Raw genomic sequence first — 25,117 nt, forward strand, 5'->3', positions numbered from 1 at the left:
GATGCCCGGGTCGGGTTGGTCCTACGCCTCAGGCTCGGGCTCGGTCAGCTTCAACCGGCCGCGAATGGCGTCGCGAGCCTGCTGGGCGGCACGGCGCACCTCCTTGTCGGAGTCGCGCAGGCGCACCTCGATCGTGGCAATATTGTCGGCGGTGCCCTGGGCGGCGAGGGCGTGCAGCGCGGCGGAACGAACGCGCGGGTTCTCGTCGGTCGTGAGACGCACGAGCTTGGGTACGACCTGCAGGCCGCGCAGCAGCACGACCTTGGCGCACATTTCACGCACACGCCATGCCTGATTGTTCAGGCCGACGACGATGTACGGCGCGGCCTGCTCACCCCAGACGTGCAGCAGCGCGCGGGCGCCCCACAGCTCGGGCCAGTACAGCGCTGGTGCACCCTCGAGGATGCCCAGCGCATGGCGACCACCGGCGTAGAGCAGGAAGTCTTTTCCAGCGTTTTTGGCACGCAACAGGGCCACGGCGTTGTCGATGACGACGTTCTCGCCGTAGTGCGCGACGGCGGCGCGAATGCGCTCGTCGGTCGGCAGGTCGATCGGAAGGTCGGGGTGCGGAATCAATTTGTTTTGCATAGCCCCCTAACGCTACCTCCCCTCCCGCGGTTTCCGGGCTCTTAGGAGAGCAGCAGCTCGAAACCGGAGGCGTGCTCGTAGATGCCGTAGTTGCCGATGTCAGTGAAACCGAGGCTGCGATAGAGAGCGAGGGCTTCGGGCTGGGCGTAGCCGGTTTCCAGGCGCATCCGCTCGTAGCCGAGATCTCGGGCGAGCTTCTCGAGTTCGCGCAGAATCGTCTTCGCGTGGCCCTGGCGGCGGTAATCGGGGCTGGTCCACATGCGCTTGACCTCGGCGGTGGTCGCGTCGTACTGGCGCAGGCCGCCGCCGGCGACGGTGGTGTCACCGTCGACGAGAACGAGAAAGCCGCCGCTAGGCGGATCGAACTCTGCCCCGTCGACGTCGTGCACGGAATCGCCGTCCCCGTAGCGGGTTTCGTATTCACGGTGCAGGTCAAGCAGGAGAGGGGCCACCTCGGGGTCACCGAGGCGTACGGATACACATTTCACGTCTAATAGTCTGCGCCTTGTCGCGGCGTGCTCGTGACCGGCCACGGCAGCGCGCTGAGTAGACTCGATGGGTGTCAGTGAACCCACAATTGCAGGGGCGGGTCTTTCCGCCGGTCGCCCCATACCTAGTCGGCCGTGAAAAGGTGCGCGAATTCTCCCGCGCCGTGTTCGCGTCGAACCCGATCAATCTCGATCCCGAAGCGGCCCGCGCGGCCGGTCACGCGGACGTCGTCGCCCCGCCCACCTTTGCCGTGGTCGTGCAGGAGGCCACCCTGGCCCAACTTCTGGCCGAACCGGATGGCGGCATCGACTTCACCCGCGTCGTGCACGGCGACCAGCGCTTTAGCTACAGCCGGCCGATCGTTGCCGGTGACGAACTCACGGCGACCCTCGCGGTGACGAGTATCAAGAGCCTCGGCGGACACTCAATGGTGACCGCCGAGTCCACCATCATCGACGCCGCGGGCGCCCACGTCGTGACCGCCATCTCCACCCTCGTCGTCAGGGGAGACGAATGACCCCCGTGCTGACCGAGCTCACGGTCGGCGACATCGTCGCCGAGGCGAGTTTCGCCCTGACGCGTGATTCCCTCGTGCGCTATGCCGGGGCATCCGGTGATTTCAATTCCATTCACTACCGCGACGATGTGGCGCAGTCCGTGGGATTGTCGGGCGTGCTCGCCCACGGCATGCTCACCATGGGCCTGGCGGTGCAGCCCGTCGTCGACTGGGCCGGTGACCCGGCCCGGGTTCTCGACTACCAGGTGCGATTCACCCGCCCGGTATTCGTCGACGCCACTGATGGCGCGACCGTGGCTGTCGTCGCCAGGGTCGGCGCCGTCGACCTTGAAGCCCTTATCGCCCGCATCGACCTGACCGTGACGTTCAACGGCGCGACCGTTCTCGGCAAGGCGCAGGCGCGCGTCAACCTGGCCTAGAACATGATTGAACCCGTTCTGCTCAGTACCCTCACCACCTTTCGGGTCGGCGGGCCGTCAGCTGCCCGGGTGGCGCCGGTCACCGAACAGGACCTCATCAACGAGACCCTCGTGGTCTGGGGCATGGATGAGAACTGGTTGTTGCTCGGCGGCGGCTCCAATACCATCGTCGCCGACGAAGGCTTCGACGGGATCGTCATCCACGTGGTGACTCGCGGTATCGAGGTGCTCGGCAGTACAACCACGAGCGAAGCGGATGCCGTTGCCGGGCCGACCGATCACGTGCGACTCCGCGTGCAGGCCGGCGAACCGTGGGACGACCTCGTCGCCTACACGGTGGATAACGGCTGGGCCGGCATCGAAGCGCTGTCGGGCATCCCCGGATCGTGCGGCGCTGCCCCGGTGCAGAACATTGGTGCTTACGGTCAGGAAATCTCCGACAGCCTCGTGGCCATCGACTTTCTCTCCTATGAAACCGGCGAGGTCGAGCGTCTGCAGCGTGCCGACCTGGGCCTTGGCTATCGCACCTCTGCGCTCAAACAGGGGCTGCGCGGTGTGGTGCTCGCGATCGAGCTGGAGCTGCACGACACCGCGGCCGAGGCATCCGTTTTGGGCAGCACCCTCGGCCAGCCGTTGAAGTATGCCCAGCTTGCCGGGGCGCTCGGTGTTCAGCTCGGCGACTGGGTGCCGCTGTCGATCGTGCGCGCTACCGTGCTCGGCCTGCGGGCGGGTAAGGGAATGGTGCTAGACCCAAGCGACCCCGACACGTTCAGCGCCGGATCGTTCTTCACCAATCCGATCGTGACCGAGGCGTTTGCGCGCTCCCTGCCGACGGATGCCCCGCGCTGGCCGCTCGAGGCGGAGCCGGCTGATCGAGTTATTCCGCTCGAGGAATATATGGGAGTCGGACCTGTTCCCGGTGAGGAACCCGTGCGGCTGGTCAAGCTCAGCGCCGCCTGGTTGATCGAACGCTCCGGGGTCAGCCGGGGTTTTCGCCTGCCGGGATCAAGAGCGGCTGTGTCGAGTAAACACACCCTGGCCTTGACGAATACCGGCGGGGCCACCGCCGAGGAAGTCGCCGAACTGGCGCGGTACGTGCTCGGGCGGGTGCAGGCCGAGTTTGGGGTGAACCTGCAGCCCGAGCCGGTGCTGGTGGGATTCACGCTGTAGCTTCACCGATTCACCCGGGCAGCACCGGTCAGTCGGCGCGACGCGCGGCAGCGGCGATACCGGCCACGACCAGGCCGAGCCCGACCGCGATCACGCCGCCGAGCAGCCAGAGGGTCGGATCCGGCGGTGCCGGCAGCAGAGTGAAGACCACCATGTAGGTGGCGAAGGCGAGCAGCAGGATGCCCCAGAGGATCGTGCCGAAGCGCGGACGGAGTCGGGGTGTGGCAGCGGTCGGCATATCGGTGTTCGGGTTGAAGAAGCTCGGCGTCGAGTCGTGCTCCGGCGAAGGACGCCCCGATTCCGGGTAGGGGCCAGTTGGATTGTCCGACGGATTCGCGGTTGTCGACGCGTCGTCAGCCGCGTTCACGGAGAAATCTTCGGTGGGGGCGTTCGCGCCGGTGCGATCGTGGTCGGGGTCTGCAGGGGAAAGCGGAGTGGTCATGGTGGGGTCCTAGTCGTTGGAGGAATCGAGCGTCACGACGCCGGCGAGGGTCCAGATACGCACGAGCGGGCCGTCGCTGCGGCCGCTCGCGTTGAAGGTGCGCTGGTCGAAGGCGAAAACGCCGGTCTGCTCGCCGTTTTCGGAGGCGACAGCACGTCCGGAATACTCGACGCCGCCGGCCAGCGCGCGCGATTCAACGCGCACCGGGGCATCCGCTGGTAGTTGGATATCGGTGGCGCCCGCGAGGAGCCAGACATCGATGATGGCGTCGTCGTCGAGACCAGGGTTGTCGAAATCGCGCAGGTCGAGCGTGGACTGCCCGACGATCATGGCGTAGCTCGTGGTCGGGGCAGTGGCGGCGGTGTTCGCGCTGAGCGACCAGACGGTGTCGCCGACCGCAAAGAATTGGGTTCCCTGCGGAAAGATGCCGAGCACGACGAGGGTGGCTGCGGCCAGAAAGGCGAAACCGCCCATGGCGCCGTCGGTGCGACCGCGAATTCCGGCGATCACGATGCCGAGGGCCAGCACCCCCAGCGCGAAGGCGACGCCGAGAATGACCGCGTCCTGCGACCAGACGCCCCTCGAATTCACCCAGGCTGCGACTGCGCCCGTGGCCAAAGCCAGGCCGAGCACGATGGCGCTATAGCCGGCACCGGGGCGACGGGCACGCACTCGGGCGCGGTGCGCTTGCTGGCGGGCACGGTTCTGTTCCTGCCAGGCGCGATTCTGATCAGAGCGGATGCTCCGGGCTGGGTCCGGTACGTACGGATTGGTCGGGGGATAGGTCGTACCAGCGGTCGGCGAGGTGCTCGGGGCCGTGCTCGTGGCCGCGAAAGCCAGGTTCGGGGTGGTTGCGATGTCGGATTCGATAAGGCTGGTGCTCGCGGTGGGCGTGCTCGTCGTGGTGGAATCTGACGACGGGGCCGGGGGGGTCGGGCGCGGTTTCTGGGAACGGCGCACCAGGTACACGACCAGCCAGACGATGCCGGCCGTGATAGCCAACCCCCAGCCAAGCGAGAAGATGCTCTCGAGCCAGTCGGGAAGCGTCCACAGGCCGGTCGGACCGTTCCACCAGAAACCGCGAAACAAGGGCACGACGGTAAACAGGAGCAGCGCGCCGATGGCGATCATGGCTGGCTCGAAGCGGCCGCGGATGGCGGTTTCGGCGTAAATGCGGCCGGCGCCGCGCGGCAGTAGCGCCCAGCCGACGGCGTAGGCGAAGACGACGGGGCCGCCGAGGATGACGATCACGACGGCGATGCCGCGCACGATCAGCGGGTCGAGCCCGGTGCGGGCGGCAATGCCGCCGCAGACGCCGGCAATCCAGCGGTCGCCGTCACGATTCAGTCCACTGCCGCGAATCCAGTCGAAGAACCGGGTGATTTGGTCGGGATGAGGTGTCTGGGCCCTCGGTGTGTCGGTCATGATCCGAGTCTGGCAGCGCGCTGAGACCGCTGCCATCAGGGATGACCCTGAGTGAACCCTGATTGATGCCAGCGAAATCTCCACTGGAGGCGGAGCATGCTTGGATGAACACGTGAGAACCGAACGGATGATCAGGCCCCGGCTCCGCCTCGTCGGCGGAGTGTGTGCCGGTTTCGCCGAGCACACCGGCGTTCCACTCCCAACGGTGCGCCTGGTCACGGTGCTGCTCAGCTTCTGCGGCGGCTTCGGCGCGTTGCTCTACGCCTGGCTGTGGGTGACGATTCCTTCGGGCGCTGCGGCAGCTGATCCCCTGCCCAAGTCGAGCCTCGCCCGGTCGAGAGCCGCGTTTCTCCCCGCTGCCCCGATTCAGGCCGTTCCCGCAGCAATGGCGGGTTCCGTCGCCACGATCGGCCGGAGTTCATCGACAGTGTTCTCCCGAGCGGATACCGACTCCGCGCGAGCCGCGCCCGTCACCGAAATCCTGCTCGGCCTGGCCCTGCTCGCTGCCGGTGGCGCCCTGGTGGCGAGCCGCCTCGGTGCTGACATCCCTCTCGCCGTGGTGGTGCCCGCCATCGTCGTACTGGCCGGAACCGCGCTGGCCTGGCGCCAGTTCGCCGACATTCGCAGCGGCGCAGCCCAGCAATCGTCGGCGTTGCTGGTGCGCATTCTGGGGGCGTTGGTGCTGGTCGCCGTGGGCATTCTGCTTTTTTTCGTGACGGGAACCAGTCCGAGCGCGTGGACGGTTATTCTGGCGGCGGCATCCGTTCTGCTCGGTGTTGCCGTCGTGACAGCGCCGTGGCTGCTGCGGCTGTGGAGCGACCTCGCCGATGAGCGTGCCGCGCGGGCCCGTGAAGCGGAACGGGCCGATATCGCCGCGCACCTGCACGATTCGGTGCTGCAGACCCTCGCGCTCATCCAGCAGAAAGCCGGACCGCACAGCGATGCCGCCCGGCTCGCCCGCGCGCAGGAACGCGAACTGCGCGAATGGTTGTTCACCGGAAGCCGATCTGCTGGTGCCGAACCGGCGACCGACCTGGCCGCCGCGCTGCGCCGCATCGCCGGGGAGATTGAAGAAGACTTCGCGGTGCACTTCGAGGTCGTGACGGTCGGTGCCGGGGTTCGTGTGCGCTCTGCGGCGAGTCCCGACGCAAACTCGGGCAGCACCGATGCCCCGGAATCGCTCGTCGCCGCTGCCCGCGAGGCCATGCTCAACGCGGCCAGGCATGCCGGCGGAGCCGTGTCGGTCTACCTCGAGACAAGTGCACGCGGCATCGAACTGAGTATCACTGACCGGGGCCCGGGCTTTCGGCTCGACCTGATTCCTAAAGACCGCCTCGGCGTGCGCGAATCCATTCTCGGACGCATGCATCGAGCCGGGGGCACCGCCGCCGTGCGCCCCGGTCCGGGCGGCGCCGGCACCGAGATTCTGCTGACCCTGCCAACGCAGACCGTACCGGTCACCGATGACCACCACACTGAAACGAGCGTGCGATGACCGACCACAAAGCGAGCGACCGGGCAGCCACCGAGTCGAGCACGGCATCCGCTGGCCTCTGCGTACTTATCGTCGATGACCACTCCATCTTTCGGTCGGGGCTGCGCGCCGAACTCGACGCCGACATCACCGTGCTCGGCGAGGCGGCCACGGTCGACGCGGCGATCGCGCGCGTGATCGACCTGCAGCCGCGCGTCGTGTTGCTCGACGTGCATTTGCCGGGCGGGCGCGGCGGGGGCGGCGCGGAGGTCATTGGTGAGGCGGCGCCGCGCGCACCGCACACCCTGTTCCTGGCGCTCAGTGTCTCCGACGCCGCCGACGACGTGGTGAGCGTCATTCGGGCCGGTGCACGCGGTTACATCACCAAGAGCGCCTCCGGAGCCGAGGTCTCCGAGGCGGCCCGCCGCGTGGCCGACGGTGACGCCGTGTTCTCGCCGCGCCTGGCCGGATTCGTCCTCGACGCCTTCGGTGCTGTTGCCGGCGAGACCGCCGAAACGACCGAAGAGCTCGACCGGCTCTCCGCCCGGGAAACCGAGGTGATGCGCCTCATTGCCCGTGGCTACAGCTACAAGGAGGTCGCCAGCACCCTGTTCATCGCGGCCAAGACCGTTGAAACGCACGTCTCGTCCGTGCTGCGCAAGCTGCAGCTGTCGAGTCGTCACGAACTGACCGCCTGGGCACTCGAGCGCAAACTGCTGTAGCGCCCGGGCTTCAGGCCAGGCTCACGCGTCGCGTCGAATCCAACGAAACGTCACCCGGCTCAGCACGAGACCCAGCACCAGCCAGATGCCGAGGGCGCCGGCCACCCAGGGTAAATCCCAGGAAGCGCTCTGCTCGGCAGCTGCGAAGCTTTCCGGAAGAAAGACCGAACGCATGCCCTGAGCCATCCATTTGAGCGGAAAAATGCTCGCCAAATTCTGCATCCACTCGGGCAGCGTCGTGAACTGCAGATAGACGCCCGAGATGAATTGCAGCACAAGCACCACGGGAGCCACCACGGCCGTGGCGCTGCGCCCCGACCGCGGCACCGCCGACAGGGCTATGCCGAGAAACGCGCTCGTGATCACGCCGAACACAAACACCCAGGCGAAGGTCGCCCACTTCTCCGGTTCGCTCGGCAGCGCGATATCGAGCACAAGCCGTGCCACGAGAAGCAGAAGGCCGGCCTGAAGAATCGCGGTGACGAAGACCTGCCCGATCTTGCCGAGAAAATAGCTCAGTGGGGACAGCGGGGTGCCGCCCAGGCGTTTGAGGGTGCCGTCGCTCTTCTCGCCGGCGATATCGACGGCGAGGTTCTGCACACCGGAGAGAAGCATGCCGGCGGCGAGCATGCCGGGCAGGTAGTAGGCGCCCACGCTGACGCCGCCGGTGCCGTCGGGATTCGCACCGATATTGCCGGAGGAGCTGAACGCGGCGGTGAAAATGCCCAGCATGATGAAGGGAAAAAAGAACGTGAACAACAGGGTATCGGGGGAGCGAAAGTACAGGCGCGTTTCATAGCCGATGCGGGACAGGCCGAGGGCGAGCGTGCCCGGAACCTTGTTCTGCGGGCGGGCGACCAAAACCGTGGCGCTCATGCTCGTACGTCCTTAGAGGTGCGTCGGCTCGGATCCGGCCGACCCTCATTGGTGGATGCTGCAGCCCCGTTCCCAGCCGGCATAGCCTCGTGACCACGCACGAGCGAAAGGTACACGTCTTCGAGACTTGGCCGGATTACCTCGAGATCCGCGGGCTCGACACCGTTCGAGCTGCGGACGAGTTCGGCCACGACCTGCGCCGGGCGGCTCGTGCGCTCTTCGCGTACCAATCCGTTGCCGTCACGCCAGCGCACGACCGGAACACGGGCATCTGCTCCGCCGATTTTGTCGAGCGAACCGATGTCGATGAGCTGGCCACCGGCGATGATTCCGGCTCGGTCGCCGAGTTGCGCGGCCTCGTCGAGGTAGTGGGTCGTCAGCAGAATGGTGGTGCCCTCCGCCTTCAGCCCCCGAATGAGGTCCCAGAACTGATGCCGGGCCTCGGGGTCGAAGCCGGTGGTCGGTTCGTCGAGGAACAACAACTCGGGGCGTCCGATGATACCGAGGGCGACATCCACTCGGCGACGCTGCCCGCCGGAAAGTTTGCCGATGCGGGTTTTCGCCTTCTCGCGCAGGCCCGCCGCGTCGATGACCTCTTCGACGTCGCGGGGATGGGGATAGAACCCGGCGAAGTGGCGCAACACCTCTGTCACGGTGGCATTGCCGCTCTCGCCGCTGGTCTGCAGCACAATGCCCAGGCGGGCCTTCCATTCCAGGCCGCCGCGGTGCGGATCAGTGCCGAGCACGCTCACCTCGCCGCCGGAACGGTCACGATAGCCCTCGAGAATCTCGATCGTCGTGCTCTTGCCGGCGCCATTCGGGCCGAGCAGGGCGAAGGTCTCACCGGCCGCGATCGAGAAACTCACGCCGCGTACCGCCTCGACGCTGCCGTACGATTTCTGCAGGTCGCGCACCTGCACGACCGGAGGCGTAGTTGTCATGGATTTATGATCTCACTTCCGCGCCCCCGTACCTCCTGGCCGTCTCCCTTATCCATCAGTCGACGGATGCCGTACTAGGCGAACAGGCGCTGCAGACGTTGTACGCCCTCGAACAGGGCGTCATCGCTGAGGGCGTATGACATGCGCAGGAATCCACTCGGCCCGAAAGCTTCGCCAGGAACTGCGGCCACCTCGGCCTGATCGAGAATGAGGTCGGCCAGTTCGAGCGACGTCGTTGGGGTCACGCCGCCCCACTGGCGGCCGAGCAGACCGGTCACGTCGGGGTAGACGTAGAACGCACCCTGCGGGGTGGGTGTCACGACCCCGGGGATCTGGTTCAGCTCGGCGACGATCAGCTTGCGGCGGCGGTCAAAGGCCACCCGCATGGCCTCGGGGGCGTCCTGCGGGCCGTTCAGCGCAGCGATTCCCGCGCGCTGAGAAATGTTCGACACGTTCGAGGAGAGGTGCGACTGCAGGTTTGCCGCCGCCTTCATGGCGTCGGCGGGGCCGACCATCCAGCCGAGGCGCCAGCCCGTCATGGCATACGTTTTAGCGACGCCGTTGACCAGGATGGTGCGGTCGGCCAGTGCCGGAACGGCCTCGACAATCGAAACGGCACGAGCCCCGTCATAGGTGAGGTTCTGGTAGATCTCATCGGAGATGACCCAGAGTCCGTTGTCTTCGGCCCACTGGCCGATGGCACGGGTCTGCTCCGGCGAATAGACAGCGCCGGTGGGGTTCGACGGTGAGACGAACAGCAGCACCTTGGTTCGCGGGGTGCGTGCGGCTTCAAGCTGCTCGACGGTCACAAGGTAGCCCTGGTCACTGCCGGCGAAGACGTCGACCTGCACGCCGCCGGCGAGGCGGATTGCTTCGGGGTAGGTGGTCCAATACGGAGTCGGCACGATGACCTCGTCACCGGGATCGAGCAGGGTTGCGAAGGCCTGGTAGACGGCCTGCTTACCACCGTTGGTGACAACGACCTGGCTCGGCGAGACCGCGAGGCTGCTGTCACGCAGCGTCTTGGCCGCGATGGCCTCGCGCAGCTCGGGAAGACCAGCCGCGGGAGTGTATCGATAGTTTTTCGGATCGCGCACGGCGGCCAGCGCCGCCTCCACGATGTGCTCGGGCGTCTGGAAATCGGGTTCCCCCGCCGCGAAGCTGATCACCGGCCTTCCAGCCGCCTGCAGCGCCTTGGCCTTGCCGTCAACCTTGAGGGTCGCTGACTCGGCAATAGAGCCGATCCGAGTTGAAATTCGCTTGAGTTCGTGATCCACGTGTTGAGTTTAGCTACCCGACCGCACGCGAGCTAGCTAGCAAAGCCCCCGGCCGAGCGTGCGCTCGTATCAGCCCCGGTGACGCAGATCTGGCACGCGCCGGCTGAGCCATGCGACACTCGTAAAGATTGGGGCTCCCGCAGGAATAGAGTGATCAAATGATCACCCGTCTGGTTCAGATCTCTCGACCGGTGCTGTGGGTCAACACCGTCGGAACGACCGTCATCGGCATGTGGTTGATCGGAGATTTATGGCGCTGGGACATCGTCCCGCTGCTGCTCTGGGCGACCCTGCCGTTCAACCTGCTGATCTACGGTGTGAACGATATCTTCGATCAGGAAACGGATGCGCAGAACGCCCGCAAGGGCGGCCTCGAGGGGGCTCGCATCCTCGGCTCGGAAACTCGCAGCATTGTGCTCGCGGTCGTGCTGGCCAACGCACCATTCGTGGCGTATTTTCTCGTCACGTTGCCGCCGTCGGCGCTGGCCTGGATTGCCGCATACACGGTGATCTTCATCTTCTACTCGGCACCCCCGCTGCGTTTCAAGGCCCGGCGCTACCTCGATTCGCTCAGCAACGCCGCCTACGCCTTCCCGCTGGTCTTCGTACCCCTGGCCTTCGGCAAGTCGCCGGTCTGGGCGGCGGCTATCGGGCTGATGGCGTGGAGCGTGGCCAAGCACACCTACGACGCGGTGCAGGATATCGACGAGGACCGCGCCGCCGGAATTCATACCACTGCCGTCTACCTCGGTGCGCGCGGCGCTACGGTGTGGAGCGGCGTGTGGTGGGCTCTGTCCACCGTGGGATTCGCGCTGGTCAGTTGGCCGGTCGCCGCGGTGAATGCACTCATCGCCGGCTGGCTGGTCACGACGCTGGGGCGCAGCCCCACATCGGCAACGGCCCGCCGCCTGTATCGATACTCGATCGTGTTTCCCTACGTTGCCGGTTCCGTAGCGGGAACCCAAATCGTGGCCGCCATGTTGCTGGGAGCCTATCCATGACCCGATCACGCGTGAAGACGTCCCCGCAGCGCATCACCGTGCTCGGCGCGGGCATCGGCGGGCTCACGGCCGCCGCCCTATTGGCCCGCGCCGGCCATTCGGTGACCGTACTAGAGGGCTCCGACTGGATCGGTGGCAAGAGCAGGCGCCTCGAGATTGACGGGCAGCGCGTGGACACCGGACCGGCGCTGGTCACTTTCCCGCCGGTCTGGGAGGAACTGCTTGCTCGCTACGACGCGCTCGGTGCCCGCTGGTCTGCTCCATCGGAGGCCGCCGCGGTGGCCGGGGTCACGCTGCACAGACTGCCCGAAGTTGGCCGGTATTTCTACCGGGGGGAGGCAGCCACCCTGCCGGTGCCGGCCGGGCATCCCTGGTACGAGGCCTGGACCCGTTTCGAACGGGAACACGGCGGCCTCGGGCCCCAACTCACGAGCATGCTCACCGCCGACCCGTTGGATCCGGCGTCGCTGCCGGCCGTGCGCAGCGTGTTTCGCCTGTACGGCACCCGCCTGACCACGCGCAGCTTTCTTGACGGCTTGAGCTGGATGCCCGATGGCCTGCGAGAGGTCATCGCCATCCACACCCTCAACGCGGGCGTCTCTCCCCAGCAGACTCTCGCCCTGTACGCGAGTATGCCGGCCATTATGGCCAGGGACGGCGTCTGGGTTCCCGAGGGTGGAGTGAACGAGCTGCCCCTCGCGTTGCACCGGCTGGCGCTGCACGCCGGCGCCCATGTGCACACCGGCGAGCCCGTCACCTCCGTGTCGAAAGGTCTCGTGACCACGGCGTTGGCGACGTACCCGGCCGACGTGGTCGTGAGCGGGCTGGACAGCGAGGTGCTCGACGGTTTGCTCGGTGTGCGACCGACACGGGCGCGGGCACGCTCGTGCTCGGGGGTGGCCATCTATGCGGCGCTCGAGACGCCGTTGCCGGAGCGCACAGCAACGCACTCCGTCGTGCTACCCGATGACCCGGCCGCCCTGCACCGCAGCCTCGATGCCGGAGTCGTGCCGGAGCAGACGATGGCTTTCCTGAACTACTATCGGCCGCACGAGGTCTATCCCAACGACCGGGCCACCGTGGCGGTTCTCCTCACCGCCCCCGCCGATGGCCGCCACTACGACCTCAACAGCCCGTGGGTGGCGCGTGAGGTTGCTCGGGTCAGCGCCGCCGTGGGCCTGGTCCGGCCGATCAGCGAGCTGTTTCGAGACCATGTCGTGCTCGACCCGCACTACTTCGGCGGCTGGGGTGCCACCGGCGGAGCACTGTACGGCGCCACCCACCCGCTCTGGCAGAGCGGGCCGTTCCACCGCCCCGGCTATACGAGCCGCGCACGCCCGTGGCTGTGGCGGGTGGGCGCGTCTGTGCACCCCGGCGGCGGTATCCCGGCCGTACTCGGCGGCGCCATGACCGCGATGCACAAGCTGATCGGCCGCCTCGATGGTCCCTGATCCCGGCTGCTGGCCGTGCGTTCACCCTGAGAAAATTAGACTTGACGGGGCGAACGAAACTGGGGCATTCGATGAGGACTCACTTCTCCGAAAGATGCGCGCTAAGGGATTCGTGTGCCAAGTTGACCGTGAAGCGGTGGCTCGCCCCTCCGGCATGTTCGCCTCAGCTTTACAGTGGCCGGTCCGTGACCTAGACTGGTTGCGGTAGTTGAATTCCGCCATGCTTTTCTGCGCCTTTTTCCAAGTGTTCTTCTTTGGTTGAAGTTCAGGCAGCATTGTGGGTTTGCTTCTATAGGGTGGTGGCTCAATTGGTAGAGCAGCGGTCTCCAAAACCGCAGGTTGCAGGTTCGAGTCCTGTCCGCCCTGCACATCGGTAGAAATCTGCCGACCATGAGAGGTGTAACAGGTGGCCCGAAAAGTTGTCGACGAACCTAGTGAGGAAATCGTCGCGAACGCACGAAATGCCCGCGAAACCAATCGCGGTCCTTTCGCTCGGTTGTCCCTGTTCATCAAGCAGGTTTTCGCGGAACTGCGTAAAGTCGTCACCCCGACTCGCAAAGAGCTGCTGAGCTACACCGGTGTCGTGCTCGTCTTCGTGATCATCATGATGGCGATCGTGTCTGCTTTTGACTGGGTCTTCGGTTTTGTCGTCCTGTATGTTTTCGGAACGCCGGGCTAAGACGCAGCGAATGCATCCGCTCTGGCGGAACGTCTGTACCAACGGAACGTCTGTACCAACGGAACGTCTGTACCAACGGAACGTCTAAACCACCGGCACGGAAACGTGCCCAGACAACTTGCACATGTATAAAAATTAGGGATTGAGATTTAGTGACTGAGACGAAGCACGACGATGTCGACTGGGCCACTGCCGCCGAGCAGTCCTCCGAGGAGGACGAGGCGCAGGAAGGCAACACCCTGGCCGCGGACGAAGACTCCAACGAGGCCGCCGAGCAGGTGGCCCTGCACGTTGTAGACGAGAACGACGACGTCGAGGTCAACCTCGACGCCGCGCTCGATGCACTCGCCGACTCCTCCGATCCCGAAGCTGACGCTATCGTCGACGATGCCCTTGACATCGACTCGGCCGAAGAAGCCGACGCATCCGTCGAAGCCGTGGAGGACGAAGACGAACTCGTCACCGTGGAAGCTGCCGCCGAGATCGACGCGGATGCCGACGCCCCGATCGACCCGTATGAAGCCTTTCGCCAGGAACTTCGTTTTCTGCCGGGCAAGTGGTACGTCATTCACTCCTACGCCGGCTTTGAGCGTCGCGTGAAGTCGAACATTGAGAACCGTAAGCAGTCCATGGCGATGGAAGACTTCATCTACCAGTGCGAAGTTCCCATGGAAGATGTCGTCGAGATCAAGAATGGCCAGCGCAAGATGGTCACTCGCGTGCGCATCCCCGGCTATGTGCTCGTGCGCATGGACCTCGACGAAGACAGCTGGTCGGTTGTTCGTCACACCCCCGGTGTGACCGGCTTCGTCGGCAACGCCCACAACCCCACGCCGCTGCGCTTCGAAGAAGCCTTCGGCATGCTCAAGGGACTCGTGGAGATCGTCGAAGCCCCGACCAAGGCTGGCGGCGCCCCGGGAAAGTCGGCGCAGCGCGTCATCGCTGCCGAGGTCGACTACGAAATCGGCGAGACCATCACGATCAAGGAAGGTTCGTTCGCGGGCCTGCCCGGTTCGATCAGCGAGATCAAGCCGGAGAGCGGCAAGCTCATCGTGCTCGTCTCCCTGTTCGAGCGCGAGACCCCGGTCGAGCTCAGCTTCGATCAGGTCACCAAGCTCTAACCAAGCGGATGCCCTGACAAGGGGTATCCACGCTGGTTTCCCCAATCCACCGGGGCCCATCCGGGCCACCGGGAGAGCGGCCTCCGGGCTGCTCGCACATCAATACGAAGGACAACACAATGGCACCGAAGAAGAAGGTTACAGGTCTGATCAAACTTCAGATCAAGGCCGGCGCAGCCAACCCCGCCCCGCCCATCGGGCCGGCACTGGGTCAGCACGGCGTTAACATCATGGAGTTCTGCAAGGCCTACAACGCGGCAACCGAAGCCCAGCGCGGCAACGTCATCCCCGTTGAGATCACCGTCTACGACGACCGCTCGTTCACGTTCATCCTGAAGACCCCGCCCGCAGCGGAGCTCATCAAGAAGGCCGCCGGCGTCGCCAAGGGCAGCGGAACCCCGCACACCGTCAAGGTCGCCAACCTCACGCAGGCCCAGGTCCGCGAGATCGCTGAAGCGAAGATGGTTGACCTCAACGCCAACGACATCGACGCTGCCGCGAAGATCATCGCCGGAACTGCCCGCTCCATGGGCATCACGGTCAGCGCCTAAACACACCCCCGCACTAGCGCCCCCCGGCGCCTTGCACCCTTAGCAATTAGTGGAAGAGCCTGCCAGGCTCGCACCACACTCTGAAGTACATACAGGAGATTTCACATGGCAACCAAGTCAAAGGCGTACCGCGCCTCCGCCGCGAAAATCGGCGAAGACAACGTCTTCACCCCGGCCGAGGCCGTAGCCCTCGCCAAGGAGACCGGCTCCGCAAAGTTCAACTCCACGGTTGAGGTCGCCCTCCGCCTCGGAGTCGACCCCCGCAAGGCCGACCAGATGGTTCGTGGAACCGTCATCCTCCCGCACGGCACCGGCCGCACCGCCCGCGTCATCGTGTTCGCAACCGGCCCCGCAGCCGAAGCCGCTATCGCAGCCGGCGCCGACGAGGTCGGTGGCGACGAGCTCATCGAGAAGGTAGCCGCTGGCTACACCTCGTTCGACTCGGCCGTCTCGACCCCCGAGCTCATGGGTAAGGTCGGTCGTCTCGGAAAGGTGCTCGGCCCGCGTGGCCTCATGCCCAACCCGAAGACCGGAACCGTGACGCCCGACGTCGCCAAGGCCGTTTCGGACATCAAGGGCGGAAAGATCGAATTCCGCGTCGACAAGCACTCCAACGTGCACTTCGTCGTCGGCAAGGCGTCGTTCTCCGTCGAGCAGCTGAACGAAAACATCTCCGCAGCGCTCGAAGAGGTTGTTCGTCTCAAGCCCAGCTCGTCCAAGGGCCGTTACATCACGAAGGGCGTCGTCTCGACCACCTTCGGTCCTGGCATCCAGCTCGACGTCAACAGCATCTAAGGCTCAAAGCAACTAAGTAGCAGTTTCACCGAGCAGGGCCCGTCTTCGCGACGGGCCCTGCTTCGGTTTAACGGGGCGGCAGCGGTCGGGTTAGCCGATGCGGATCATCTTTTTGTTGACGAATTCGTCGGCGCCGAAACGGCCGAGTTCGCGCCCCGAGCCGGACCTCTTGACGCCACCGAAGGGCAGCTCGGCACCGTCGGCACCGACCAAATTGATGAAGACCATGCCGGCCTCAATGCCGTCGGCCACGCGCAGTGCCTGCTCTGGGTCGGTGGTGAAGACGTAGGAACCCAGGCCGAACGGGGTGTTGTTGGCCAATGCGACTGCGGCGGTCTCATCGGGAACGCTGAAGATCTGTGCGACCGGGCCGAAGAACTCTTCGTGGAAGGCATCGGAGCCGGGCGCTACTTGAGTGAGCACGGTTCCGGCATAGAAGTTGCCCTCAGCGGTTCCGCCCGTGACGAGGGTGGCACCCTGAGCCACAGCGCGCGCAACCTGCTCGGTGAGAGTTTCGGTGGCCTTTGCCGACGAGAGCGGCCCGAGTCCGGTGCCGTCCTTGGTCGGGTCGCCCAGCTCGACGGCGGCGATTGCCGCGGTGAACTTATCGACGAAAAGCTGATAGAGCTCCTCTATGACGATAAAGCGCTTGGCCGCATTGCAGGCCTGGCCATTGTTGTCGAGACGAGCGGCCACGGCGGCGCCGACGGTCTCATCCAGGTCGTCGGTGGACAGCAGGATGAACGGGTCTGAGCCGCCGAGCTCGAGCACGACCTTCTTCAAGTTGCGCCCGGCGATCTCAGCAATCGCAGCTCCCGCGCGTTCCGAACCCGTGAGCGAGACACCCTGCACGCGTTTGTCGGCGATGACCGTGGCGATCTGATCATGGGAAGCGTAGAGGTTGGTGTACGCCCCCTCGGGGAAGCCTGCGTCGAGCATGATCTGCGCGATCGCGGCGGCCGATTCGGGGCACTGCTCGGCGTGCTTGAGTAGGATGGTGTTGCCGATAATCAAGTTCGGCCCGGCGAAACGGGCAACTTGGTAATACGGGAAGTTCCACGGCATGATGCCGAGCAGCACGCCGAGCGAGCTGCGACGGATGAGAGCCGAACCCTTTCCGGCGAGCAGGTTGATGGCTTCGTCCTTCAGCAAATCCGTCGCATTGTCGGCGTAATACGCGTAGATGTCGGCGCTGAAGTCGACCTCGCCGAGAGCCTGTTCCATAGGCTTACCCATTTCGCGCACGATGATTTCGGCGAGCTCCTGGCGGCGCTCAAGGTGCAGTTCGGCCACGCGGCGCACGAGCGCTGCGCGCTCGTCGACGCTGGTCGAGCGCGACCAGGTGTGGGCGTCGTCTGCGGTGCTGAGTGCGGCGGTGAGCTCGGCATCCGAGATTGTGTCGTAGGTCTTGACTGTCTCCCCGGTGGCCGGGTTGATGACTGCGTAGCTGGTCATAGGCTTTATCCTTCACTGGTCGGGCACCCGAACCGGCGCCGATGCAAACTCTGGTTCGTCAAAGATATAGCAACGGATGATTCAAGTAGTCGGCGTACGCCGACGACGAGCTGCGCAAAAATTGCCTCGCGTGCGCCCGGTCGGTTATGTGCCTCCGTGCGCCCAATCTACAAGGCCGGGCTTCCGAGCGACTCATTCTCGGACGCCTGGAGCATCTCGCGGGTGTACGGATGCTTGGGGGAGCCACACAGGTCGGTGACCGACGCGTATTCGACGATCGCACCGGTACGCACCACAGCGACACGATGGCAGATCCGCGCCGCAACGTGCACGGAGCGCGTCACGATGATCATCGTCAACTTGTGCTTGCGCTGTAACTTGCCCAAGAGTTCAAGAATGTCGGAGCTGTCGGCCGCATCCAGGGTGTCGGTCGGGTCGTCGGCCACCAGCAGATTCGGGCTGCGGGCAAGGGCACGCGCAATGTGCACGCGCTGTGCCAGGATCGCCGACACGTCGCGCGGGTAGGCGGCAAAGGTGTGTTGCGGATTCTCGACGCCGGCCTGGCCCAGCAGATCCAGCGACCGTTCGTAGGCGGCCGGTTTCGACAGACCGCCGCTGGAACGCAGCGGTGCGGCCAACTGGCTTCCCACCGTCATATTCGGGTCGAGGGTGTCCAGTGGGCTCCGCGGCAGGTACGCGATCTTGGCATCGTGCAGCCGAGAGAGAGACCGTGGCGGTAGTCCGACCAGTTCGACGCCGTTGAACAGAATCGACCCGGATCGGATGGTCGCTGGGGCAGGAAGAACGCCGGCGATGCACTGCGCGACTTCGAGGGCTCCCGAGGACTTGTCGCCAACCAAACCGATGACCTCGCCGCAGGTGATGGAGAGCGAGATGCCGTGCACCAAGCGCGGTGCGTTCACGTGCGCCGCCGACGCAACCTGTAGTCCGCGCACATCGAGCAGTGCCGCGGAGCGAAACCAGTGTGACGGCATGGGCGCGGTCGTTTCGGCCTGCGGGGGAGGGCCAACCTGATCGAAGCGCACGTTCATCAATGGTTTCACCGAGGGGACGCCCGCGTGCACGGCACGATTGAGCTGACGTAATACACCGCGAGCGTCACACATTGTCGGCTCGCATTTCAGTAGGTCGAGACGAGCGGCGACGCGTGGGACGAGCCCAACCGACAATCTCTGGTGCGTGGTACCGCAAAAAAGCCACTCGTTTACAGCGCATATTCACGTCAACACAATGGTATCGAAAAGTACTACCGACAACGTACCGGTTTGTTTAGCTCAGAGTGGATGGACATCCGCGCGCCCCGCGGACAGGCTAGTGCGGTGAGTGGGCCTCGAGAAATTCGTACACCTCGGTCTGGTCCACGCCGGGAAAAGTGCCGGTGGGCAGCGCGGCGAGCAAACTCGTCGGGGTGCGAGCGGCCGGCCAGGACTGGCCGGCCCAGCGACCGGCCAGATTGTCGGGCGCGCGGCGGCAGCAGGATTCGTCGGGGCAGAGTGAAACGGCGCGGTTCGCGGTCTCCCGGCCCCGAAACCACTTCACGTGAGCGAACGGCACGCCAACGCTCACCGAGTACTCGCCCTCTTTAGCTTTCTCGATGCGTGAAGTGCACCAGAAGCTTCCGGCCGGCATGTCCGTGTACTGGTACCAGGCGCTGAAGCGGTCTTCGACGTCGAAAACGGTACGAGCCGTCCAGCTGCGGCAGACCGTGGTGCCCTCGACCGCGCCGAGCGCGTCGCTCGGAAACCGCACGTTGTCATTCTCGTAGGCCTTGATGATCGTGCCGGACTCGTGCACCTTCATGAAGTGCACCGGAATATCCAGCCGCGCTGTGGCGAGATTGGTGAATCGATGAGCGGCCGTCTCGTAGGAGACCGCGAAAGCGTCCCGCAAGTCCTCCATGGAAATACGCCGCAGGGTCTTGGCCTCGGTCAGCATACGCACCGCGTCCCGCTCCGGCAGCAGGATCGCGGCGGTGAGATAGTTGGTTTCCACCCGTTGGCGCAGAAATTCAGCATAATTTTTCGGCTCTTCGTGCGCGCAAAGGTGGCTCGCGAAGGCCTGCACGATCGGCGAGCGGGAATCCCTCGACGCCGAATGCTCGGTGGGTAGGTAGATGCGCCCGTTGCGCTTGTCGGTGACCGACCGGGTGGAGTGTGGCAAGTCGTTCACATAGTGCAGCGAAAAACCCAGGTGGGTCGCCATATCGGCGACGAGCTGCTGGGACACCGGACCGCCGGAGTGCCCGACGGCGGTGAGCAGCTCAAGGGCCTGCACCTCCAACTCGGGAAAGTAGTTGTCTTGCTGACGCATGATCTGGCGCAGCGCGGAGTTGGCTCGGCGCGCCTCCTCCGGGGTTGCAGCGCGTTCGCGGTTGAGCCGGTCGATTTCATTGTGCAGGCTCAAGATAGTTTGCAGTGTTTCGTCGCTCTGGCCCTTACTTACTCGGATGCGGGGGAGGCCGAGGGCCTGGAACACCGGTCCGCGCTGGGCGCGTTCGACCGATATTTCCAGGGCAGCACGTTCGGAGGGAGCATCCGTTCGCATCAGGTCTTCGACAGTGGTACCGAGTGCGAGGGCGATCGTGCGCAGCATGGAGAGGCGCGGTTCGCGTTTACCGTTCTCCATCATCGATACCTGCGAAGGTGCGCGGTCGATTGCGGCAGCGAGGGAGTCCAGCGTCATACGCTTCGCGGTACGCAGTTCCCGGATGCGACGCCCCAGCGTAAGCGCGTCAAGTTCCGGTTCTTCACTGCTGAGAGAGGAGAGCGCGGCGAGGGCTTCTGCGGTGACCATGGCCTCAGTGTCGCAGATCGTGAAAGTTTCCACAATCAGAAGAACAGGGTTTCTTCTGCGCGGTAATTGTGGTTCGGCAGGGTCCGCGCCGGGCAGAGTGGAGGCATAGGCAAGCACCTACTTCCAACTTTCGCAAGGAGCCAGACCATGAACACTCCGAACCCCACCCTCGATCAGGCGGTCAGCTCCGAAACCGTGAAGACGAGCACCGGCAGCTTCGCCACGATTCGTCCGCACCTCGATGTCACCGGCCCGCTCGGCGACCGCTACGACGAGATCCTAACCCCGGACGCACTCGAATTTCTCGCCGAGCTGCACGAGCGTTTCGCTGGAACTCGACACGATTTGCTTGCCGCCCGGCTGCAAACCCGAGTGGATACCGCGAACGGTCGCGACCCCCGGTTTCTCAGCGAAACCGAGAGTATCCGTCTGGACCCGACCTGGAGTGTTGCGGGAGCCGGACCTGGCCTGGAGGATCGCCGGGTGGAGATCACCGGCCCGACCGACCGCAAGATGGCTATCAACGCGCTCAATTCGAGCGCTAAAGTTTGGCTCGCCGACCAGGAAGACGCCACCAGTCCCACCTGGACCAACGTAATCGAGGGCCAGCTGACCCTGTTCGATCAGGTGCGCGGTCAGCTCAGCTTCACGAGCCCCGAGGGTAAGACTTACGAGATCACGAACGAGTCGACGCCAACCATCGTCATGCGTCCGCGAGGCTGGCACCTCGTTGAAAAGCACATCACCTTCATTGATCGCGCCAACCGTCGCATGAAGTCCTCCGGTAGCCTCATCGACTTCGGCCTGTACTTCTTTCACAACGCCAAGAAGCTCATTGAAAACGGCACCGGCCCTTACTTCTATCTGGCCAAGCTGGAGAGCCACAAGGAAGCGCGCTTGTGGAATGACATCTTCACCTACGCCGAGGAGCGTCTGGGCATCGAGCACGGCACCATCCGCGCCACGGTGCTGATCGAAACGATTCAGGCCGGCTTCGAGATGGAAGAAATTCTCTACGAACTGCGCGACCACTGCGCCGGTCTCAACGCCGGACGCTGGGACTACATCTTCAGCATTATCAAGACTTTTCGTTCCCGCGGCAGTCGCTTTGTTTTTCCCGACCGCAAGCAGATCACCATGACGGTGCCGTTCATGCGGGCCTACACCGAACTGCTCGTTGCCACCTGCCACCGTCGCGGCGCCTTCGCCATCGGCGGGATGAGCGCCTTCATCCCGAACCGCCGCGACCCGGCGGTCACTGAGCAGGCTCTCGCCCAGGTTGCCGCGGACAAGAAGCGTGAAGCCACCGACGGTTTTGACGGTTCCTGGGTTGCCCACCCCGACCTGATTTCGACCGCGCAAGCCGAGTTCGACACGGTGCTCGGCGACCGCCCGAACCAGCTCGAGCGCACACGCCCCGAGGTGAGCGTGACGCCTGCCCAGCTACTCGATATTGCGTCGGTCGGCGGTCAGATCACCGAGGCCGGCGTGCGGGGCAACGTACTCATCTCCCTGCGGTATATCGAGTCCTGGCTGCGTGGGGTCGGCGCCGCGGCGATCGATAACCTGATGGAAGACGCTGCAACCGCGGAAATTTCCCGTTCGCAGCTCTGGCAGTGGATCCACGAGAACTCGGTCACCGCCGAGGGGCGCCGGATCGACTCCGACTGGGTCGAAGAGGTGCTCGATGAGGTTGTGAACGGCCTCGAGCGCACGCCCACCGACCGCTTTGACGATGCCCTCACGGTGCTGCGAACCTCGGCTCTCGAGCCGGAGTTTCCGACCTTCTTGACGGTCGGAGCGTACGCTCGGTTCTTCTAGCACGAACCGCGTTCGCGGAAGCGGGCAAATGGTTGCTTCACCCCGGCATTATCACAGGGGTGACAGCGACTGTTTGTCCGTTTTTCGTTGTCAAAATATATCCTCGTTCCACCCCCCTAGTTTGGGGGCATACCGGTACCCAACGGGGGGCATACATGAGCTTGAGTCATCTCTAATGTTTTGAATATAGATAATGAAAAACTTTCATTATCTCACTTCGTAACTGACAATTTGAGATGAGACTGACGTGAAACTTATGCTAAACCGCAAGAAAGCTGTCATCGGGGCCGGGGGCGTCGCTGTGGCGCTGACCATGGCACTGGCGGCGTTGGGGCCGACCGGCGCATACTTCAGTGACACCGCGCAGGGAAAAGTTACAGGGTCCCTAGGATCGATCAAGATTACGGGATCAGGTGGAATGGGTTACGAGGAACTTGACCTCAACTACACGAACCTGCTGCCCGGGGCCGCGCTTCAGACCCAGACCGTGGGCTACGAGAACACGGGCCGCAGCAACCAGGACGTTTGGGTCGTCTTCAACGATGCTGACGCGCTCCATGCGTTGAACAACCTCGGGCACTATGGCGCGTTCAAAATATCGCGCGACGGCACGACGGTTTTCAACTCGACCAATCTTTCGGATGGTGGCGAAGAGGGTGATGTCTGTACTTTCACCGACGTAGACATCCCTGGCGACCTGTGTCACCCGTTGCCGAAAATGGTGATGGTGGCCTCGAACGTGGCGCCGCGCGCCGGAAATGGCGCGGATGGCCACATCAGTTTTGGCTTTGCCTACCCCGATTACCTCGGCAACGGATCGTTGAACAACGAATCGAATGAAACCAATGGCGGCGCGTGGAACAACTATCCGCTTGCTGACCCGACCGCGAGCGGACTCCCTTACCAGATCGTGGCGACTCAGGTTGGCCAGGAACCGGGTGTTATCGAATAGGGACTAAACCAGTGGCTTGGACGTCGCTGCCGGGTAGCGGCGTCCGAGCCATTACCTCTTTCCATTTTCGAGCCGAAAGACGCACCGTGAGGAAACTTAAAGGCACCGTTATTTTGCTGCTCGTGCTGGCAGCAGTGCTCACTCCGGTCGCCCTCGTGGCGACGGGAGCACTGCCCTATAGTGCTTACGTCGTGCGCACCGGGTCAATGGCGCCCACCATTTCGTCGGCGAGCGTGGTGATCGTTGAAGCCGACCACTATGAGGTTGGCCAGGTCGTCACCTTCAGGCGCGCCGGCGATCGAACCACCCACCGACTCGTGGCCGTCAACGACGATGGCACGCTCACCACCAAGGGCGACGCGAACGACACGATCGATCCCTTTACCGTTCCGGCAGCCGATGTCATCGGCGGTGTGACCGCCAGCGTGCCCAATCTCGGTTATCTCGTGGTCTACCTACAGAACCCGCTCGCCCTCGGCTCCCTCATCATGTGCGTGCTGAGCCTGTGGTATATCGGCTCATCCGAAGAGAAACCCGAGGCGCAGCAAGCCAAAGGTTCCACGGGGAAGCCATCAGTCGCTGCCGTGCAGGTCGCCTAGTTTGCTGACTGGGCCTTGACCCTGTCGTAGGCCGCGAGGGCGGCCCGGCGCGTTTCGCCGAGGTCCACGAGAGGTTCTGGATAGGCATCCGTGCCGTACTCGGGCACGTATTCCCGGATGTATTGCTGGTGCGGGTCGAACTTGGCCGCTTGCAGTTCGGGATTGAAAATGCGAAAGTACGGCGCGGCATCTGCTCCGGAGCCGGCGACCCACTGCCAACCGAAGGGGTTGCTCGCAGCGTCGGCATCGACCAGGGTGTCCCAGAACCAGCGCTCTCCCTCGCGCCAGTCGACCAACATATTCTTGATCAGGAATGATGCGGCGACCATGCGTACCCGATTATGCATACTCCCAGTGCGCCACAGTTCACGCATGCCCGCATCGACGAGCGCGAAGCCGGTGCGCCCCTGTTTCCAAGCGGCGAAGGCACGTTGGTCGACCGGCGGCCACGGGAAAGCATCGAAAGCGGGGCGCAGGTTTGTCGTAGCGAGCTCGGGGGCGTGAAAGAGTACGTGGTAGGCGAATTCGCGCCAGCCGAGCTCTGTGAGAAACCGGGTCGCGCTCGTCAGCGCCGGGCCGGAGAGCCCGCGCTGGGCCTGCTGCGTGGCGGCCCAAACCTGATGCGGACTGATTTCGCCCCAGCGCAGGTAGGGCGACAGGCGCGATGTGGCGTTCTGGGCCGGTTCGTCACGTTCGGCGGCGTAGCGGGGAAGCGCCTCGGTGAGAAAGTGCTGGAGCATGTGCTGAGCGGACGCCTCGCCCGGCGTCCACGCCGCGCGCAGCCCAGCGGCCCAGTCTGGCGCGCTCGGCTCGAGGCCCCAGTCGTCTAAGTTGTCGGAGGCGACGCCATCTGTCGCGTTTTGACCCGTCGAGCCGGCAACGCTGGTGGGCGTCGGGTACGGCGCGCGCGGCGGCGGGCCTGCGGTGCAGGAACGCCAGAACGGCGTGAACACCGAGTAAGAGCCGCCCTGACCGGTCTGAACCGTCCACGGCTCGAACAGGAGCGAACCGGCGAAACTGTGGGTGTCCACGCCGCGCCCGCGCAGCTCGGCCTTGATTGCGGTGTCGATTGTGCGTTCGGCCTCGCCATAGCGGCGATTCCAGAAGACCGCCGCAGCATCTGTCTCGTCCACGATCTGGGCCATGATCGCGGCCGCAGCGCCCCGGCGCAGGATGAGTCGCCCCCCGAGCTTTTCGAGCGTCGCAGCCAGAGATCGCAGGCTTTGGTGCAGCCACCAGCGTGCCGCACCGCCGAGCGGACGCACGCCGGGGGATTCCTCGTCGAACACGTACACGGCCACGATTGGTCGTTGACGGGCCAGGGCGGCATGCAGTGCCGGGTGGTCAGCGACCCGCAAATCGTCGCGGAACCAGACGATGACGGGGCCGGCGTGCTCGTTGGAGTGGGGGGTGTTGGCGGGGGGTGCAGTCATGGCGTCTCCTCGTGAGAACTCCAGTGTGGACCCTCCCGGCGAGTAGACCAATTCGGAGGTAGAACGCTCTGTTGCGGCTGATTCCGTACGGCTCACCGAGGATGG

25 protein-coding genes and 1 tRNA gene are annotated in these 25,117 nt (G+C 64.6%); 15 read left to right on the plus strand and 11 right to left on the minus strand.

Translation table 11 applies throughout. From position 1 onward, the window contains the following. Positions 1–21: 21 nt before the first annotated feature. Positions 22–588 carry a HEAT repeat domain-containing protein gene (locus E3T51_RS12420; RefSeq protein WP_134530108.1) on the minus strand — a complete coding sequence of 189 codons (567 nt, stop codon included), beginning with the start codon at positions 586–588 and terminating at the stop codon, positions 22–24. A 41-nt stretch (positions 589–629) separates the two neighbouring features. Further along, the gene (locus E3T51_RS12425) at positions 630–1,076 is read right to left on the minus strand and encodes a GNAT family N-acetyltransferase (protein ID WP_166806462.1); all 447 of its coding nucleotides are present in this window, start codon (positions 1,074–1,076) and stop codon (positions 630–632) included. Positions 1,077–1,147: 71 nt separating this feature from the next. On the opposite strand from E3T51_RS12425, the gene E3T51_RS12430 reads away from it, so the two are divergent. Genes E3T51_RS12430 through E3T51_RS12440 form a run of 3 tightly spaced genes read left to right on the plus strand, consistent with a single transcriptional unit; the run spans position 1,148 to position 3,183 of the window. Then, on the plus strand, positions 1,148–1,594 hold the full coding sequence (locus E3T51_RS12430) for an FAS1-like dehydratase domain-containing protein (RefSeq protein ID WP_134530110.1): 447 nt from the start codon (positions 1,148–1,150) through the stop codon (positions 1,592–1,594). Continuing rightward, a complete protein-coding gene (locus E3T51_RS12435) occupies positions 1,591–2,013 on the plus strand; it encodes a MaoC/PaaZ C-terminal domain-containing protein (protein WP_104192454.1) in 423 nt (140 codons plus the stop codon). The genes E3T51_RS12430 and E3T51_RS12435 overlap by 4 nt, the downstream gene beginning before the upstream one ends. 3 nt (positions 2,014–2,016) lie before the next feature. Beyond that, positions 2,017–3,183 (plus strand): UDP-N-acetylmuramate dehydrogenase, encoded by a 1,167-nt coding sequence (locus tag E3T51_RS12440; RefSeq protein WP_134530111.1) that lies wholly within the window; start codon positions 2,017–2,019, stop codon positions 3,181–3,183. A 28-nt stretch (positions 3,184–3,211) separates the two neighbouring features. On the opposite strand, the gene E3T51_RS12445 is transcribed toward E3T51_RS12440, so the two are convergent. Then, the gene (locus E3T51_RS12445) at positions 3,212–3,625 is read right to left on the minus strand and encodes a hypothetical protein (RefSeq protein WP_134530112.1); all 414 of its coding nucleotides are present in this window, start codon (positions 3,623–3,625) and stop codon (positions 3,212–3,214) included. A 9-nt stretch (positions 3,626–3,634) separates the two neighbouring features. Then, on the minus strand, positions 3,635–5,050 hold the full coding sequence (locus E3T51_RS12450; protein ID WP_166806463.1) for a PspC domain-containing protein: 1,416 nt from the start codon (positions 5,048–5,050) through the stop codon (positions 3,635–3,637). 112 nt (positions 5,051–5,162) lie between these two features. Here E3T51_RS12450 and E3T51_RS12455 point away from each other — a divergent pair, with 112 nt between their 5' ends. Next, the gene (locus E3T51_RS12455; RefSeq protein ID WP_134530114.1) at positions 5,163–6,545 is read left to right on the plus strand and encodes an ATP-binding protein; all 1,383 of its coding nucleotides are present in this window, start codon (positions 5,163–5,165) and stop codon (positions 6,543–6,545) included. Then, a complete protein-coding gene (locus E3T51_RS12460) occupies positions 6,542–7,246 on the plus strand; it encodes a LuxR C-terminal-related transcriptional regulator (RefSeq protein WP_134530115.1) in 705 nt (234 codons plus the stop codon). Before E3T51_RS12455 ends, E3T51_RS12460 begins: the two co-directional genes overlap by 4 nt. Positions 7,247–7,267: 21 nt before the next feature. On the opposite strand, the gene E3T51_RS12465 is transcribed toward E3T51_RS12460, so the two are convergent. From E3T51_RS12465 to E3T51_RS12475, 3 genes are all read right to left on the minus strand, one after another. After that, positions 7,268–8,122 (minus strand): ABC transporter permease, encoded by an 855-nt coding sequence (locus E3T51_RS12465; RefSeq protein WP_104192460.1) that lies wholly within the window; start codon positions 8,120–8,122, stop codon positions 7,268–7,270. Beyond that, complete coding sequence (locus E3T51_RS12470; protein ID WP_134530116.1) at positions 8,119–9,063, minus strand: ABC transporter ATP-binding protein; 945 nt, start codon at positions 9,061–9,063, stop codon at positions 8,119–8,121. The genes E3T51_RS12465 and E3T51_RS12470 overlap by 4 nt, the downstream gene beginning before the upstream one ends. Positions 9,064–9,137: 74 nt before the next feature. Further along, positions 9,138–10,340: a pyridoxal phosphate-dependent aminotransferase gene (locus tag E3T51_RS12475; protein WP_134530117.1), complete on the minus strand. Its 1,203-nt coding sequence runs from the start codon at positions 10,338–10,340 to the stop codon at positions 9,138–9,140. A 158-nt stretch (positions 10,341–10,498) separates the two neighbouring features. On the opposite strand from E3T51_RS12475, the gene E3T51_RS12480 reads away from it, so the two are divergent. The 7 genes from E3T51_RS12480 (at position 10,499) to rplA (ending at position 15,938) form a co-directional block, all read left to right on the plus strand. Continuing rightward, a complete protein-coding gene (locus tag E3T51_RS12480; protein ID WP_134530118.1) occupies positions 10,499–11,341 on the plus strand; it encodes a UbiA family prenyltransferase in 843 nt (280 codons plus the stop codon). Further along, complete coding sequence (locus tag E3T51_RS12485; RefSeq protein ID WP_134530119.1) at positions 11,338–12,792, plus strand: phytoene desaturase family protein; 1,455 nt, start codon at positions 11,338–11,340, stop codon at positions 12,790–12,792. The genes E3T51_RS12480 and E3T51_RS12485 overlap by 4 nt, the downstream gene beginning before the upstream one ends. Before the next feature lie 293 nt (positions 12,793–13,085). Continuing rightward, positions 13,086–13,158: transfer RNA gene (locus E3T51_RS12490), tRNA-Trp, on the plus strand. Positions 13,159–13,198: 40 nt separating this feature from the next. Then, positions 13,199–13,471 (plus strand): preprotein translocase subunit SecE, encoded by a 273-nt coding sequence (secE, locus tag E3T51_RS12495; RefSeq protein ID WP_134530120.1) that lies wholly within the window; start codon positions 13,199–13,201, stop codon positions 13,469–13,471. A 152-nt stretch (positions 13,472–13,623) separates the two neighbouring features. Then, on the plus strand, positions 13,624–14,592 hold the full coding sequence (gene nusG, locus E3T51_RS12500) for a transcription termination/antitermination protein NusG (RefSeq protein WP_134530121.1): 969 nt from the start codon (positions 13,624–13,626) through the stop codon (positions 14,590–14,592). A gap of 119 nt (positions 14,593–14,711) precedes the next feature. After that, positions 14,712–15,143, plus strand: coding sequence for a 50S ribosomal protein L11 (gene rplK, locus E3T51_RS12505; RefSeq protein ID WP_092106326.1), 432 nt, complete (start codon positions 14,712–14,714; stop codon positions 15,141–15,143). Between the two features lie 105 nt (positions 15,144–15,248). Then, positions 15,249–15,938, plus strand: a complete 690-nt coding sequence (gene rplA, locus E3T51_RS12510) for a 50S ribosomal protein L1 (RefSeq protein WP_104192468.1) — start codon at positions 15,249–15,251, stop codon at positions 15,936–15,938. A 90-nt stretch (positions 15,939–16,028) separates the two neighbouring features. Here rplA and E3T51_RS12515 read toward each other — a convergent pair whose 3' ends face one another. The 3 genes from E3T51_RS12515 to E3T51_RS12525 all read right to left on the minus strand — a co-directional run bounded on the left by E3T51_RS12515 (position 16,029) and on the right by E3T51_RS12525 (position 20,207). Continuing rightward, positions 16,029–17,393 carry an NAD-dependent succinate-semialdehyde dehydrogenase gene (locus E3T51_RS12515; protein WP_134530122.1) on the minus strand — a complete coding sequence of 455 codons (1,365 nt, stop codon included), beginning with the start codon at positions 17,391–17,393 and terminating at the stop codon, positions 16,029–16,031. 167 nt (positions 17,394–17,560) lie between these two features. After that, positions 17,561–18,445: an ATP-binding cassette domain-containing protein gene (locus E3T51_RS12520; RefSeq protein ID WP_166806464.1), complete on the minus strand. Its 885-nt coding sequence runs from the start codon at positions 18,443–18,445 to the stop codon at positions 17,561–17,563. Between the two features lie 280 nt (positions 18,446–18,725). Beyond that, entirely contained in the window at positions 18,726–20,207 is a 1,482-nt protein-coding gene (locus E3T51_RS12525) for a helix-turn-helix transcriptional regulator (protein ID WP_134530124.1), read from the minus strand. A gap of 147 nt (positions 20,208–20,354) precedes the next feature. Between E3T51_RS12525 and aceB the strand changes: the two genes are divergently transcribed. The 3 genes from aceB (at position 20,355) to E3T51_RS12540 (ending at position 23,579) form a co-directional block, all read left to right on the plus strand. After that, a complete protein-coding gene (aceB, locus tag E3T51_RS12530; protein WP_134530125.1) occupies positions 20,355–22,028 on the plus strand; it encodes a malate synthase A in 1,674 nt (557 codons plus the stop codon). 301 nt (positions 22,029–22,329) lie between these two features. Next, on the plus strand, positions 22,330–22,980 hold the full coding sequence (locus E3T51_RS12535) for a hypothetical protein (protein WP_134530126.1): 651 nt from the start codon (positions 22,330–22,332) through the stop codon (positions 22,978–22,980). 86 nt (positions 22,981–23,066) lie between these two features. Further along, positions 23,067–23,579, plus strand: a complete 513-nt coding sequence (locus E3T51_RS12540; protein WP_166806465.1) for a signal peptidase I — start codon at positions 23,067–23,069, stop codon at positions 23,577–23,579. Here the strand turns inward: E3T51_RS12540 and E3T51_RS12545 are convergent. Next, positions 23,576–25,012, minus strand: a complete 1,437-nt coding sequence (locus E3T51_RS12545; protein WP_134530128.1) for a cryptochrome/photolyase family protein — start codon at positions 25,010–25,012, stop codon at positions 23,576–23,578. The genes E3T51_RS12540 and E3T51_RS12545 overlap by 4 nt on opposite strands. Between the last annotated feature and the right edge of the window lie 105 nt (positions 25,013–25,117).

This window comes from Cryobacterium serini, assembly GCF_004404025.1.
GTDB classification, from domain to species: Bacteria; Actinomycetota; Actinomycetes; order Actinomycetales; family Microbacteriaceae; genus Cryobacterium; species Cryobacterium serini.

Excerpts from the sequence above, each read along its gene's own strand:
- E3T51_RS12515 (WP_134530122.1), bottom strand. The coding sequence starts at position 17,393 with ATGACCAGCTACGCAGTCATCAACCCGGCCACCGGGGAGACAGTCAAG.
- aceB (WP_134530125.1), top strand. The coding sequence starts at position 20,355 with ATGAACACTCCGAACCCCACCCTCGATCAGGCGGTCAGCTCCGAAACC.
- E3T51_RS12445 (WP_134530112.1), bottom strand. The coding sequence starts at position 3,625 with ATGACCACTCCGCTTTCCCCTGCAGACCCCGACCACGATCGCACCGGC.
- E3T51_RS12440 (WP_134530111.1), top strand. The coding sequence starts at position 2,017 with ATGATTGAACCCGTTCTGCTCAGTACCCTCACCACCTTTCGGGTCGGC.
- E3T51_RS12470 (WP_134530116.1), bottom strand. The coding sequence starts at position 9,063 with ATGACAACTACGCCTCCGGTCGTGCAGGTGCGCGACCTGCAGAAATCG.
- E3T51_RS12450 (WP_166806463.1), bottom strand. The coding sequence starts at position 5,050 with ATGACCGACACACCGAGGGCCCAGACACCTCATCCCGACCAAATCACC.
- E3T51_RS12435 (WP_104192454.1), top strand. The coding sequence starts at position 1,591 with ATGACCCCCGTGCTGACCGAGCTCACGGTCGGCGACATCGTCGCCGAG.
- E3T51_RS12465 (WP_104192460.1), bottom strand. The coding sequence starts at position 8,122 with ATGAGCGCCACGGTTTTGGTCGCCCGCCCGCAGAACAAGGTTCCGGGC.
- E3T51_RS12525 (WP_134530124.1), bottom strand. The coding sequence starts at position 20,207 with ATGGTCACCGCAGAAGCCCTCGCCGCGCTCTCCTCTCTCAGCAGTGAA.
- E3T51_RS12545 (WP_134530128.1), bottom strand. The coding sequence starts at position 25,012 with ATGACTGCACCCCCCGCCAACACCCCCCACTCCAACGAGCACGCCGGC.
- E3T51_RS12420 (WP_134530108.1), bottom strand. The coding sequence starts at position 588 with ATGCAAAACAAATTGATTCCGCACCCCGACCTTCCGATCGACCTGCCG.
- E3T51_RS12460 (WP_134530115.1), top strand. The coding sequence starts at position 6,542 with ATGACCGACCACAAAGCGAGCGACCGGGCAGCCACCGAGTCGAGCACG.
- rplK (WP_092106326.1), top strand. The coding sequence starts at position 14,712 with ATGGCACCGAAGAAGAAGGTTACAGGTCTGATCAAACTTCAGATCAAG.
- E3T51_RS12520 (WP_166806464.1), bottom strand. The coding sequence starts at position 18,445 with ATGAACGTGCGCTTCGATCAGGTTGGCCCTCCCCCGCAGGCCGAAACG.
- E3T51_RS12485 (WP_134530119.1), top strand. The coding sequence starts at position 11,338 with ATGACCCGATCACGCGTGAAGACGTCCCCGCAGCGCATCACCGTGCTC.
- E3T51_RS12480 (WP_134530118.1), top strand. The coding sequence starts at position 10,499 with ATGATCACCCGTCTGGTTCAGATCTCTCGACCGGTGCTGTGGGTCAAC.
- rplA (WP_104192468.1), top strand. The coding sequence starts at position 15,249 with ATGGCAACCAAGTCAAAGGCGTACCGCGCCTCCGCCGCGAAAATCGGC.